The sequence below is a fragment of the Acinetobacter sp. YH12126 genome (assembly GCF_013418745.1).
GTDB lineage: Bacteria > Pseudomonadota > Gammaproteobacteria > Pseudomonadales > Moraxellaceae > Acinetobacter > Acinetobacter amyesii.
In genome coordinates this window covers 1-15,025 of sequence record NZ_VPBM01000018.1, presented here as the reverse complement: position 1 = coordinate 15,025, position 15,025 = coordinate 1, and the positions used below count along the sequence as shown (strand labels likewise).

Annotated in this window: 8 protein-coding genes; 4 read left to right on the top strand and 4 right to left on the bottom strand. The window is 36.8% G+C overall.

Features of this window, described 5'->3' with window-relative positions:
* Window positions 1-61 precede the first annotated feature (61 nt).
* The 3 genes from FTU62_RS12800 to FTU62_RS12790 are packed head-to-tail and all read right to left on the bottom strand — an operon-like array spanning window position 62 to window position 8,469.
* A complete protein-coding gene (locus FTU62_RS12800; RefSeq protein WP_078193991.1) occupies window positions 62-460 on the bottom strand; it encodes a hypothetical protein in 399 nt (132 codons plus the stop codon).
* A complete protein-coding gene (locus FTU62_RS12795; protein ID WP_180102874.1) occupies window positions 460-5,280 on the bottom strand; it encodes an RHS repeat-associated core domain-containing protein in 4,821 nt (1,606 codons plus the stop codon). Before FTU62_RS12795 ends, FTU62_RS12800 begins: the two co-directional genes overlap by 1 nt.
* A 15-nt stretch (window positions 5,281-5,295) precedes the next feature.
* The gene (locus FTU62_RS12790; RefSeq protein WP_180102873.1) at window positions 5,296-8,469 is read right to left on the bottom strand and encodes a type VI secretion system Vgr family protein; all 3,174 of its coding nucleotides are present in this window, start codon (window positions 8,467-8,469) and stop codon (window positions 5,296-5,298) included.
* A 241-nt stretch (window positions 8,470-8,710) separates the two neighbouring features.
* Between FTU62_RS12790 and FTU62_RS12785 the strand changes: the two genes are divergently transcribed.
* Genes FTU62_RS12785 through FTU62_RS12775 form a run of 3 tightly spaced genes read left to right on the top strand, consistent with a single transcriptional unit; the run spans window position 8,711 to window position 14,096 of the window.
* Complete coding sequence (locus FTU62_RS12785) at window positions 8,711-11,128, top strand: Hsp70 family protein (protein WP_180102872.1); 2,418 nt, start codon at window positions 8,711-8,713, stop codon at window positions 11,126-11,128.
* A gap of 2 nt (window positions 11,129-11,130) precedes the next feature.
* Window positions 11,131-12,297: a 3'-5' exonuclease gene (locus FTU62_RS12780; RefSeq protein ID WP_078193995.1), complete on the top strand. Its 1,167-nt coding sequence runs from the start codon at window positions 11,131-11,133 to the stop codon at window positions 12,295-12,297.
* On the top strand, window positions 12,297-14,096 hold the full coding sequence (locus FTU62_RS12775; RefSeq protein ID WP_180102871.1) for a hypothetical protein: 1,800 nt from the start codon (window positions 12,297-12,299) through the stop codon (window positions 14,094-14,096). The genes FTU62_RS12780 and FTU62_RS12775 overlap by 1 nt, the downstream gene beginning before the upstream one ends.
* Window positions 14,097-14,360: 264 nt before the next feature.
* Here the strand turns inward: FTU62_RS12775 and FTU62_RS12770 are convergent, their stop codons facing one another.
* Window positions 14,361-14,567, bottom strand: coding sequence for a hypothetical protein (locus tag FTU62_RS12770; RefSeq protein ID WP_228144786.1), 207 nt, complete (start codon window positions 14,565-14,567; stop codon window positions 14,361-14,363).
* Window positions 14,568-14,624: 57 nt separating this feature from the next.
* Here FTU62_RS12770 and FTU62_RS12765 point away from each other — a divergent pair, with 57 nt between their 5' ends.
* Complete coding sequence (locus FTU62_RS12765; RefSeq protein WP_373886368.1) at window positions 14,625-14,915, top strand: formylglycine-generating enzyme family protein; 291 nt, start codon at window positions 14,625-14,627, stop codon at window positions 14,913-14,915.
* Window positions 14,916-15,025 lie beyond the last annotated feature (110 nt).

The following is a 15,025-nucleotide window of genomic DNA, read 5'->3' as shown; positions in this document are numbered from 1 at the left end:
TAAACAGACAGGTACTATAAAAAAATGGGTAACTGTCAGATCAGATTTGAGCTAGTACACTTTAATTTATAAGAAATATTGCCAATTCTTCTTCATGATAACTTTCAATAATCCATTTTTTATTTTTATCCACAATCCAAAAATCCCAATCCTCATCAAAAATACTGTCTAAATTTTCGAGAATAAATGCAATTTCGCAAATAATTGAATATTTATTTAAGTTAGACCAGAATATTTCCACTTTTTCATAAAGTGGTTTATCAATAAGAAATTCACGTATTTTATTAAGTAAGAAATCTCTTTCATTCTGAACAAGAAGATTAAGCTTATAAGTTTCTTTATCAATCACCCCATGACTTTTTATATTTAATCCTAAATTAAGAATTTCCTTTTCTAAATCTGTGGTTGTTAGCTCAACCGAGCCTAATAGTTCTTTTGAAATAAATGATGGTGTCAACATTAGGTATTCCTTTTTAAAAGAGTTATGAATGTTTTTTCGTTTCCTGGGAATTTTATAGCATAGCGTTTTCCACAGACACCTTTGCCTACGTCTACATTGATATGAGGACCTTTAATAGGATCATAATCCAATCTATATCGAACATATTCTTTTTTTGTAGCACTTATACCAAAAAAGCCTACCTTCTTCCCTTTGCCTTCGCCTAAGTTTCCAATTTGGTCTTGTCTTGTACCGGGAACTAAGGGTCCTATTAATTGTAAAGCTTCTTTTCGAGCAGCTTCAAATGAACCCGCTTGTTTAATAATTTCTGGTTCTCTTTTAGGTGTACTACACTCCTTTTTAGGAGCTAAACCTAATGGATCTACCCATCTAATTGAATTATGGGCATATTGATAAATATTATAACCACCTAACAATTTGATAGGATCACGACTTACAAATCGCCCCACATAAGGCGAATAATACCGATAACGGTTGTAATGTAATCCTGTTTCCTGATCGAAATACTGACCTTGGAAACGAATGTTGTTTGAGATAATTTCACTGTTTTCGAAGAAACTCGATTTAGCCTTTTCAGCCTTACACTCACCCCAAGCCTTATACTCAGCTTTCCAAATGATCGAACCTGTATGGTCAGTCATTTCTTGTGGTGTACCTAAATGGTCACAATGGTAAAACCATACATCATCAAAGCCTTTACTTTGCTTCGTAGTTCTCCACAATGGATCACGATGCACGTTATACGGCTTGTCTGACCAATCAGGCGTTTGGTGTAACTCTATTGGGCTTTGATAGACCGCTTGTAGCATAGGTACAAAGCTGTCTTTTTCGTAGATGTAATGCTTTGTGGCTTCTTCCGTTGATTCATAAGCCAATGTGTCGCCATCCCATCCATAGATGATGTTATGTTCATCACCTGTATGGTGATGTTTACTACGTTTTTGGATACGACGACCTAAAGCGTCATAACGATATTCTGCGGTGTATTGGCTGTTACGGCTTTTGATCATTCGTCCATACACATCCCACTCAAGGTTTAAATCACCTTGCGTAGATTTTTGTCGAATGAGTTGCCCGTATGCATCATATTGGTATTGTTGGTCGAGATATTCTTTCACCACGTTATTGACTAGACGGTTGTAGCCAAAGCCTTTTTCTTCTGTTTGTTGTTGGTGGCTTTGGTCATGATTTTGCGCTTTATCATCATTGTAACGATCTATGATGTTACTAGCAGGGTCAAAGTTAAAGGTCTCTTTACCGAGTTTACTGCTTGCTTCAAGTAAACGTCCGACTGGATCGTATTTGTAGGCAATGTTACCACGTCGTGTATCCTTGATCGCAGTCAATTCACCTGTTTTATCGTATTGATACAGTCGTTGAATCAATTGACTGGTCTGTTGCAGCGCATTGTTCTGTTGGTTATTTTTTTCTTTGTACTGGCTTTGGTAGCCATTGTCATGTTCATTGAGCATGATTTGGCTGTGTAAGCGTCCTGCAAGGTCAAACTGTTGTTCTTGACTGATGCCATTGGCGTAGTGTCTTGTGATTTCTCGATGTAAATCATCTCGTTCAAAGCTGACTAAATCCTGTCCATTGACAATCAGGCTTTGTACATGACCTGTACCGTAGGTGAGCCAATCAATGTTTTGTCCATCTGGTCGAATAGTTTTGATTCGATCATTGATTTCATCGTAGCTGTGTTTCCATACCGCTGTTGTGTTGCTCTTATAATCCTGTTGGTGTTCTTTAATCACATTACCCGCTGCATCGTAGAACCATTTTAGGTTACTTTCTGCATTCTTGGCATGCAGAATACGTCCCATGTAATCGTAAGCAAATTCTTCAGTCTGTTTCTCTTCTAGTTCTAAGCCATAGTGCCCATAGCCTGCGGTACGTTGTTCCAAACGTCCCATACTGTCAAAGATGAATTGTTGAATTCGGTCTTTCGGTGCTGCACGGTCTTTTAAATCTTGTCCATAAGCTGACGCAACCTCGATACTTGTGGTGAGTCGACCATTTAACTCATCATAATGATAAATTGTTTCTTTGCCATCGAAATCGATTTCCTTAATTAAACGACCGCCAGCATCGTAAACAAATTCGTAACTTGCACCATTTTCATTGGTCAATCGTTTTAGGCGTCCTAAACGATCCCATTGATATTTTAACGTATGGTTTAATGCATCGATGCGTTTGGTTATTAAACCTGCTGCATCGTATTCATAGCGTGTCTGCTGTTGCTTAGCATCAACGTGAGCAAGTAACCGTCCTTCAGCATCATGGACAAAATGTTCTTCAGTCCCATCAGCATGTTTGATCTTTTCCAGTTGACCAAAGGCATTGAGGGGTAAACCTTTGATGATGGGTTCTCGTTGTTCTGTGGTCAGATCACTATAGAAGTATTCAACTTTTTGTTTTAGAGCATTTTCTACGGATTTAACACGCCCACGTTCATCATATTGCCATTTTGTTTCTTTGCCTGAACAGTCAGTATAGCTGAGTAAATTGCCCTGATCATCGTATTTCAGGGCTCTAGAGCCACCTTTGGCATCGGTGATTGATGTCACTAAACCCATCCCATTATAGGCATAAGCAGTTTCATGTTTCAGCGGATCAATTTCTTTTATTAAATTTCCTGAACCGTCGTACTCTCTAAACCAACGACCTTGTTCAGCATCGACCATACCAATGAGGTTGTCTTTGTCATCGTATTCAAAATAACTGGTAGCGCCATCAGCTTGGGTTGTCGTTAAAACATTACCGCGTTCATCATACGAGTATGTTGTTTCACTTCCATCTGTGGCTACATGAGAGGTAATGTTTTTAGCATCATCCCTAAAGAACCATTCTTGTAAATTATCAGGATAAATAATACGGTAGGTATAACCAGTGATACCGTAATAATGTTCAGTAACATTTCCCTCAACATCCGTTACTGATGTGACACGTACATTTTCGTCCCACTCCAGTTTTCGAGCTGAACTATAATCATCTGCCCATTCTTCAATCGCTTTTGAGCTTGGTAATTTCCCATCCCATTTCAGATTCATACCACGTTGGGTTAAATCGGTATAACGAGTTAGAAGATGATGCTGATAAGTATATTGGTATGATGCGCCAAATTCATTGGTTGCTTGAATCAAATCGCGTTGATCATTATAAACATAGGCGGAGAGTTGTCGTTTAAGTTGTCCATCTTCGACTAACCATACCGCTTCTACCAAGCCATATTGATTTAATTGTAATGCGAGATGTGCTAAAACTTTTTGGTCTTGTTTAAAAATGATGTCTGACAAATAACTTTGATCGTCAAATACATGGTCATAGCGTAATCCGACACTAAATCCATTTTGTCGCTCTATTGATGTAAGTCGATATTCATTGTTATATTTTTGATAATAACGTGATTCATTTGAACCAAAAGTAATTGCCCGAATTTCATTAGAGACGACCGTGTAAGTAAATGTCTCTACCTCATCATAAAAACTTTGCCCAACCTTTAATTCTTTCAACTTGATTGGACGTCCATCTACACCAATGTATTCCCATCCCTTTAAAACCGTATTCTCTTTAGGGTTCTTTTCATTATATTGGGTACAAGGCACAATTTTACTGCTAAATGGTGTAGTCCAACGTGCACCAAAAATTGAATCATCGTATTGATATAAGTTAGAAACGTAAGAACGCATCAACATTTCAGGAATTAAAGAATGAATCTGAGCATCGGCATGCGTTAAAAATTCTGTACCCATTGCGAAGGTGATAGATTTTGCAGTACTGCCATTACAGTTCTTACATTGATTGGCATTATTTGTTGCCTGATGTTCATTCCTTGATTTTTCTAATTTAGCGTTATTTTTATCATTCTTTGCTTGTGTGGTCTGTGTTGCTTTGACTTGGGCTGACTTATTATTCTTTCTGAAACGTCCTGCACCTACTCTTAGGACTTCAAATAACCAGCCTATCGTTTGCGGTTCTGCTTTATTACCAAGCTTTCTGATTTTTTGATTGGCGGTTACGCCAACTTTACCAATTGTTGCACCTACATTTAAAACAGGTTGTTTTAAATTTTGGGGAACCAACATTGAAACTACTTTTGCATTATTATTTACATTGGATTTAAATAATGCTTTACCCCAATTTTCTGTCATATATACAAGGTTTTTTCCTGCACGAGTCAGGTCTCCGCTTTGCAAACCTTTTGCAATACCTACCGCCTGTTGCTGTGCTCGCGTTAGATTAGAACCTGCGTTGGTAAATACTTTACCTTGTGTTACAACGCGAGTAATACCACCATTAATTTCAGTGGTAGCTCCTTGTATGGTATCCCCACATTTCCCTAAAATTGTATTAAGTTGTGTCAATCCTGTTTTACAAAACTTCTCAATATTTCCTGCAACTTGATCATTAAGATGTTTACCAATGACTGTGATAACAGCTTCAGTTAGTGCAGATTTGCCAACTCTTTTAACTTCTTGGCGGACTAAGAATAAAGCTGGTCGAGCTGAAGTACGAATAGCTGTTGTACCAGGAACAGGAGCAACACCAATTAAATCAATACCCACGGTTGTCCAATCAAAGACATCCGCCTTTTGATAGCCCTTATCATAAATATGAAGAATGTCAGTCACCACATCAATTGCAGCCATGACATTGCCAATAATTGGAACTGTACCCAATACATTACTAACAAGGTCTAATCCCACAAGTTGATGGGTATGATCTTTTAACCACTTATCAATTTTTTGCTTAGAATTATTAATATCTGCAATTGCCACTTCATTAAGTGGTTTTACGACTTCTGTTTTAGCTTGAGCCATTCTATTTATTCTCTATCAATTTTTATCAAAAGGGCTTTTTAAATACTGAGGTAAGTTATTTTGAGCAATACCACTTATACTCGTCAGGTTTGACCCACTAGTTTGTGAGGCGATAAAGCCTCCCTCCATATTTGCCATCAAACCACCTTTTGATTGTGTAATCGGCAATAAACTTGAAATTGTTTCTGAAACTAGCCCTTGAGCTTGGCTATTGATCATCGGAAGCAGCGTTTTTGCACCATCTGATTTAATTTTTTTAGCTAATTCAATATTTTTCATCAAACTTTTAGGATCTTTGAGTTGCTTAGCAAAATCACCTAAAGCAGATTGTGCTTTTCTACTTACACTTTCTAAAATTGAAGCTGTTTCTGCTAAATCAGGATCATTTTTATTTGGCCACTCAACTTCACGTTTAAAATCACTCGCTACATCCCAAGGATCACGTTTATCATCTTCAAAGTTAATTTTAACTGCACCAGCAGCCAATCCAGATACACGGGCAAAACCTTTGTCATCAAGTTTACCCTTGACCACTTTACCTAAAGTATCTGTAACTGTGTATTCACCAGCTTTGACGAACTCGCCATGTGTATAGTCATGAATTAATTCTAAGATACCCTGAGCACGTTTCGGCGGTGGAGGTAAACTAGATTTAGCACTAACACTCGCCCCACCCTGGAATACATGCTGCCCAGCCTTAACTTCAAACTTCCCACCTGTTTTCTGAAATATCCCTGAACCATTTAAAGTGATTTGAGAAGATCCACCTGTGATCTGAACTTCTTTCGGACTGCTAATCACCACTTTATCATCTGTCGAAGAAATGGTAATTCCCATTTTAGCCAATACATTCAAAGCATCCGACTGCGCTTGTATTTCAACTTTACTTTGTGCAGCTACAGCTTTGATCCCACCTTGCGCAGCAAATAAGCTGAGCTTATTTTGTGCTTGTGCTATCCAGTTCTTTTGCGTACTGAAGTTGATACTATCGCCTGCAATTTGGTTGATCTGTGCATCCGCAGAGAGATGAATATCTTCAGGTGTGCTCAATGCAATACCATCAGGTGAACTGAGTAAAAGTATCGCTTTTTTAAATTTCGCGATCTTTTGTTCAAGCTGTTCAGCAAATTCTTTCAGTTGTTCAACTGATTCGATTTCATCGGTTTTTTGGTTTTTGGCAATGTCACTTAAAGCCTTGCTGTTGGTCTGACTGCCTTCCAGTTGTTTCTTGGCAATTTCAGCATCAAGATGTTCACCTTTGGCTTGGTCTTGTTTATAGGTACTTACAAGTAAACCTTGCCCTGCACGGACTGCACCCCATTGATCCGTACGCAGTTCAAAACCTTCACCACGATCTTCGCTTTCAGCTTTGTCTTTAGGATGACTCAACTTACCTAAGTTAAGTTGTGTTGCACCGTGACTGCTTTGCAGTTGGGTGCTGATTTGTCCTGTAGTGTCATCAAAGCGTAGTTGCCCAAAGCCTTCACCTTTGACTTCTTTAGAACGAATACCTGCCAGTTTTTTGGTATCAGGTAGTTTGCCTTTGCTATCGAATTTGGTTGGACTACGTTGTGCTTCGTGAATACGTCCGATGACAAAAGGGCGGTCAATATTGCCATCAAAGAAGTCGATGACAACAATCTCATTCACACGAGGTAGGAATCTTGCTCCATAGCCTTCACCTGCCCATGGCGTCAGTACATCGACCCAAGCGGAATCGGTGTCATTGTCGTTTGAGCCTGCACCACCATCATGAGTATTATCTTCATTTCGGGTGAATAGGAATCGAACTTTGATGCGTCCCCATTCATCGACATGAATTTCTTCTCCACTTAAACCCACCACTTTGGCACGCATGGGATGTACTGTTGGTCTTTGGGTGAGAGGATTATACTCAGGAACGGTGGCAATATTACGTCGTTGCAATACGAGGTTGTTAGCTTGACGTTCATCTTGGTTATTGGTTTGAATATCAACTTGTTGCCAATTACTTTGTTTAAGCAAGGCTGTGACTTGATCGGTTAAGTCTTTGGGAAGATTATTCTGATTATAAAAGGACTTAGCAGTAATTAGGAATTCTTTATCCGCGCCATCATGTTCATCAATTTCTGGGTGTTCATTGAATTCAAACCAGTAACCTACCTGTGCATCACGCACGGTTGAGGTTGCAGTAAATTGTTTGGCTTGTGAGTCGTAGTAGTTGCTCAGGTTTTCATTAAACTTTTCAATCTGACTATTGCCTGATTTGGTTGCACCATCTTCACCTTTGAGGTCTTGTATCCATGCAGGGGAAAAGTGCCATGCCTGTTCTAAGCCAAGGCTTGCATTGTCTTGGTTTTCACTATGGCTGTGTTTGCTTTGTATTGAGCCTGCGCCTTCTTCGGTTTCAAGTGCATCAGCTTGCCAGCGTTGGATGTGAACCGCAGTCGGTTGAATACTACGCCGTCCAATAAAATTGGTGATCGAATCAGTTTGTTCTACTGCCGAGCTTCTATGGAAGCGAATATTACGTCGATCCAAAGCTTTGTACTGGGCATTATCATCAATCAAACGGAGTTTTTGGGGTTGAATTTGTTCACTTGAACTGGAGACTTTCAGTTGTGCTTCATCAATTAACCAGTTAATACCTTCAGATGCGAGAAGCCGTTGAACAAAGTCTATATCCCGTTCATTCATCTGCATGATGAATGGACGAATATCGTAGTCTTTAGTGAGTCCACTTTTATCCAATGTCAGACTTGAAGCAAATAATGGACTTTTTTGTTGCCACTCAGAGAAGATGGTTTGCACTACGTCAACCACAGACTTATTCATGAACACGCGTGAGTTTCGACGGTGTTTCCAGAGTGCTGTTGGGTCCTCTACGGTTAAGCGATAAATCGTGAGCGATCCATCACTTGCACCAATATCGGCTTTGGTCACAATACCAGAAATACGATTGAGTTCGGATTTGTCGTTGACAATATCAATTGCTGTTTGTGCACCAATGAACTGCTTTAAAGGTATATTCGCTGAGGTCGAAAGGCAGATGAGTTGTAAATGAATACCCTTATTTAATTCATGCGTGCCTTCAATACGCTGAAGGAAGACTTGGTCGTTGAGGGTGCCGTTACTAAACTGTACGTGTATTGCACGTTTTTGTGCGGTAAGTCCAAGTTGCTCTAATTCAGCATGAATATTATTGGGCATTCTATTTAGTTTTTGTAGGTTTAATCTGTGGCCAATTTTACTAAATTCGGTCTTGTTTAGTCTATATTGATTTATATTTAAGCGACACTTTGTGTCTCTTTTTGTTGCAGGCCTTAGTCTAAATTATCTTTAACACTTTTATTTCATTAAGGGGGGATTACCGACTTATCTCACTTCTATTGAATAACTCCCCTAAGAACAACATAATAGATTTATTCTCCTTCAAAAAACCTTAATTAAAATGCCTATAGAACATTCTTGCAATACAAATTGGCTTATTAATCAAAATTCAGAAAAAAACCAACTTCCTTCATATCCCAATAAGCTCTATATTGGTATTGATTTTGGCACATCTACAACAGTTGTAAGTCAGGTAGTCATTACTGAGAACTCCGTTGAAAAAGTAAAAACACTTACTCTTAATCAACCCGATGAATATGGTGCGACCATACGGCATCACCTAGTGAATACAGTACTTGCGTGGCGAAATAAAACTCTTATTTGGGGCCAAGATGCATATCGATTAAAATCGCTATTAACTGAAAGTCGCAATGTCTTTTCATCATTTAAAATGCGCTTAGGGTTAGCAATAGGTCCCACTTATCCATTGACCGCTCTATCTGAGAGCAAGGCTCAGCCTTATATCATTGAGACAGCAGAAGATGCTACTCAAGTTTTTTTTAGTAAGCTTTTAGAAAGTATTAAGAATGAAACTGGAAATTCAAATTTAGAAAATTACAAATTTGCCTTCTCAGTTCCTGCTTCATTTGAGGCTAATCAAAGACGTAGTCTATTCAATAGCTTAGAAGAGTGTGGGATTGATGAGAGTCAATGTTGTTTAATTGATGAACCTAATGCCGCATTTTTAAGCTTTGTATATGATTGTACTAGAAATAATACAACACATCCTTTTTTAGAAAAACTCAAGTCTAGACCAACAAACATTCTTGTATACGATTTTGGTGCAGGAACATGTGATGTGACAGTTCTTCAAGTTGATGCTTTCAACAACAAATTTTCATCAAAAAATCTAGCAATTTCAAAATTTACAGCTTTAGGTGGCGATGATATCGATCGAGCTATAGCCAAAAATATACTATTACCTCAACTTTTAAAAGAAAACACACATTTTCAACCCGATTCTAGAGATATTTCAGAAATTGTCATTCCTGTTTTGCAAGCGACAGCAGAACAATTAAAAATAGCTGTTTGCAAATGGCTTGATCAAAAAAATATAAATCAATTTAGAAGTTTAGATCAATATTCTAGTGAAATTTTTACATTACATTCTCTAGAAGAAATTAAAGTTAGAGACTGTAAATTAAATTTAACAAAGCCATCTCTATGTCTTGGTGAATTTAAAATTATCATGGATGATTTTGTGGGGATGTATGATGGTATACACACACCGATGCATTTAGCCTCTCCGATTGAAGATGCATTATCTAAAGCGAATATTGAACGTGAAGACATAGATGGTGTTCTTTTCATCGGAGGAAGTTGTCTTAACCCATTAGTACAATCATGCGTAATGAATTACATGAATGAGTTCTCTAATGAAGTAGAGGCAATCTTACCCAAGGATGTAAGAGCTCATGTTTCTCTCGGAGCAGCAATTCATTCATTTAGCTATCATGGTCTAGGAATTGACTTTATTAAGCCTATTGTTTCAGAAGCTATATATATCATCACCTCTCATGAGCATTTGGAAACAATCATACCAGCATCAACTGAGGTTCCTACCCCACAGCCTTTCCATACTCAACTAATAGTCACCCGTGATGATCAAAACATTATAGATTTACCTATTTGCGTAGGTAGCAAAAGTAAACTTTTGGGTATTTTGACTGTAGAGATAGAAGAAGATTATTTTAAGCAAGGAGCTATCGTTGATGTCTACGCCAATATTAATCATGAAAAGCTTCTTAATGTTGAAGCGGTAATCGATGGGATAAAAGTAAACACTTCTATTCTAAATCCTCTAGCCAATAATACTTTAACAAAAGTTGAAGAACACATGCTTCGAGCGAAGCAAAAGTTTAATCAAGCACTTTTAGATTATAATGGCCGCCCTCCTATAGATATTGCCGTTGAGTATGCCTCAGCCTGTTCAGAAGCTGGAGCATATGAATTAGCTGCAGATCTTTACATTGCTATCGAACGCTTAGATCGTAATGCGAATCATGCTACTAACATTTGTTACAATTATGCTCGGGCTGGTAAATCACAAAAATCGAATGATTGGGCCGAAATTGCTTACAAACGCTCACCAAATGCTGTCAATGCATTTAATATTGCTTGCAAGTCATATGGAGAGAAAGAGGAGCTCTATCTTCGTAAAGCATTAGAACATGATCCAAACTACACTTCTGCATTATTGTCACTTGGAAAAATACTCCAACTCCGTGGTGATATTGAAGGTAGCCTGCTACTAGAAAAATCACTCATATTACTCCAAGATGAACTATACAATAATGATGTAACAATTCGAAATTGTGATGATCTGATTGAAGTATGTGAGATACTTGACGGTTATGAACAGCTTAAATCTACAGCATCTGATACGAAGAAAAGAATCATTCATGAGAATAAAGAGTTATATTCCTCTGAAAATTTAGTATCTAGTCTAAAACCAAATTTAGGCGTGAAAGAGGGTTAATTATGGCTTGGTGGATTAAAAAGCAAAATTTGAGTGAAGAGCAACGCCAATACATTCTATCAATTAAAAACAATTTAAGTCATGTTCATTGGGTTCGAGGAGCTGCTGGTACTGGAAAAACAACAGTTTTAGCAGCTTTGACACAAGAACTTAAGCTTGAATACCCTAATGCTTCTTTTTGTTATTTGACATACACACATGCTCTTAAGGATTTAGCAATTAGTGCCTTTAAAGAAGAAAATGTAGAAGGGGTACACTTCCTTACACATACCAAATTTTTAAAAAATAATTGGCCATGCGATTTCGTGTTTCTAGATGAAGTTCAAGATATTTCTGCTGAAGATTTAAATACAATCAAGAAACTATCAACGCATTTAATTATTGCTGGCGATTGTGCCCAATCTATTTATGAACAGTCAGCTACAGAATCAGAAATTATTAAAACGGTTAATCCTTTCCAACATGTATTAATGATTATTCATAGACTTACAGAGTTCTTAGCTAAAATTGCTTTCAGTATTTTACCGAATAATCATTTACTTAGTGGAAAACCAGGAAATACTTTGGCAAATACAACCGCTAGACTGATCCAATTTGAAAATCAAAATCAAGAATTCATTTGGACAGCCCAAGAAGCATTAAGTAGAGCTAGACCAGACAAGCCTAGTTGTATATTGCTATCTCATCACAAAGATATTAGTTCGCTTATTCAAGTGATCATCCAACATTTTTTTTCTAAAAATGCTGATGAATTATTTTCATATCAAGCAGGTAAAAGTGACCGATATGATTATAGACAAGTAAATGCTTATTTAAGAGACAATAATATTAACATCAGATACTTGGGAAATGACTTTGGCGACTTTAACGAGATGCCATCAAAGCCAATGGTATACCTAATGACATATCATAGCTCAAAAGGTCTAGATTTTGAGCAAGTCTTTATTCCACAGTTAAATAGTAATAAAGATATTGTCAAATCATTTGTGTTGGAAAAAAATCCAGATTTAGATAAGCGGTTACTCTTTGTAGCAACAACAAGAAGCCGTTGTAATCTATTTATGAGTTACCACACGTCTATCCCCCATAAACTAATTCAAAATCTTCCAAATATTACTCAAATTAAATATCAGCCTAATCAAGATGATGAGGATGAGGAGTTCTTTTAATGATCAATGGCCAATATATTGTTCTTAGCTTTAAAGAATGGAATAACTGGATCTCTCAAGGCTTATTAAAAATACATAGTTTTAGAATTCAACCATGTCAGAACTCTAAACATAGTTTTTTTAATTTAATGAATACTGCGGCCGATATTACGCATTTAGATGATAATGAGTATATCCTTGCTAAACTATCTAAATCATATTCATCTTCTACTTATCAGTCTGAACACACTTTGGCTAGCTATATTAATTTAGAAGCCGTGCAACAATTTTATGCATTAACGGAACGGGGTAAATTCGCATTAAAGCATAGTGCCAATAATCTACAGGTTAGTTTAGCAACAGATTTAGAGATAGAAAAATTTTGGGAAGCATATCGCTTAGATCAAAAAAAGATTTTAGAGCATGAAAAGGCACTAAAATTTACTAGACTTATATTTGAAAAGAAAATTTCTAAAGAGTCTTTATTTGATTTAATAAACAATAAAACTTTAAATGAATATTTCAACCCCAGTAAATATGAAATTTCTCATCTACAAGCACAAGATGAAAAAGCTAAAAAGCAGCTTTTCTCTTTAGAAAGTTTTGATAACACTAAAGCCTATGCTGGCATGTTTACCCGTTTATTATTTAATCTTGAGGTCAATGATCCTGTCCTCATTGAAAAATATAAAGAAATCTCTAACTTATGTAGCTCAAGAGAATATTATAGCTCTTTAAAAGAGCAACAGACTAAAGATGAACTCACATCAAAATTCTTGTCTAAGCAAATTTTGAGAGAAAAAATTTTAACGGAATACATGCTTCTAGAATCTCAAATTAAGCATTTACCACTGCTTGCATTATCTCTCTACTTTCACTATGAAATGTTAATTAAAAATAACTATCCACTGAATTTAAGCGCATTAAAGGAAGACATTTTAAGTCTTAATTTCTTTTATATAGAATCAGAATGTAAAGAATATAACGATTTACCGTATTTGGTAGCTTTTAGCATTGGAAAGTTATTGCCATCTGAATTTATTAATACACTTTATTACTATAAAACAGAAACCTATCCATGTTTTAAGACGACTCATCAATCCGATTTAGAACAGGCTTTGCCAAGCATTGCTGATGAAGAATTTCTAGAAACAACATTAAATGAACTTAATGAAGAAATTTCTAAAACTTGGACTGAAGTTCAGCGTAGCATTCAGATATCACAGATCTCCGACGTCACACCTACAGTAAAAAAAGAAGATATCAACGCTTCGAATATTACTCAACTCACAGGATCAACAACCATCACTCATCCATCAGAAAAGGATCCGCACACTCAGCCACAAATAACACAGGTACCAGAAATAAATGATTTAAATCCCCATTTTGAGGCACAGAGCAATCAATCAATAACATCACCTATTGTAACAGCGACTCAATCGCCACCAGTCGATCAGCAACCTGAACATCCAAAGCCACAAGCTTCATCAAGGCCAAACCTACAAGAGCAAATCAGTTTAATTGTAGAACATCAGATAAATGAGGAATCGCTACCGGTATCAGCAGCTGATGAGACAATGGCTATGCCACAAAATTCGCTTATTGAGCATTTAATACGATTGTTTAATGACCCAGAAATTCAAGATCTTAAATCTTTGATAGAAATGTTGAAAAAAGATTCCAAATTTAATGACATCACCACTCAAGGCAAATTAAGAGAACGATTAGTTACCGAAGGTATTCTAAATCCACAGGATGCACCTAAAAATGGAGACAAACTTTTTAATTACATGAAAAGAGAAATAGATAAAAAAATTTAGTTCTAATATCTATCGTTTTCCAGTTTATATTTCAATTTTCAGTAGCCACTAACTTTATAAATGGCTGCTGAAAACCTCTTTGAGAGTTAAACAATAAATTTGTGTAGCATTTAATAAATCTTTATTTAATATTAAATGTATAGAAAGTTACATTGCTAATATTGAGGTGGTGGTGGCAATTTAACTCATCCAAAATCTCTAATGAAATCTAGTGATTAAAAAAATGCAGATCTAAATTTTTACCCCAAGTTACACTAATTTCCTTTAAACCTGACTCAATAACAGACCTGCCATCAAGACCCGATCAAAGCTATACACATACGCAAAAGGACTTTCTACACAATGTCCAACTAACGGCAAATTATGATCAGATTGGTCAGTTCTAAGCACAGCATCTGCTGAACAAATCGCATAAATCCCTCTAAACTGAGTTAGACGTGTTAAGTGATTACGCTCTCTGTCACGATACATCTCAATATCAGCGCACAAAAGTATTGTCAGTGGTTACGCAATCAAATGGGGCAAAAAATGGATTTACCGACAGAAGCACAATGGGAATATGCTGCCCGAAACCGTGGACAATACCTTCTCTATGCAACCAATGATGGCACCATGAAAAATGGGGTAAATATTGCAAGCTATGAACAACTCAAAACCAATTCTGTTAAATATGGGTATAATAATTATGGACATCTTCCTATATTAGGAAAAGTATCACCAAATCCTTTGGGAATTTACGATATGGTGACAAACAATAAAGAATGGGTCAGAGACTGGTATAGTGAAAACTACTATGCAGAGTTGTTAGCGGCAGTGTAAAAATGACCCCCTAATGGCATTTAAAAACTGACCCCCTTGGTTAATATAGCGGTCATTTTGGACTGCTCAACATGTTAACTTTGGAGCAAGCAGTGACAATCCAAATACTT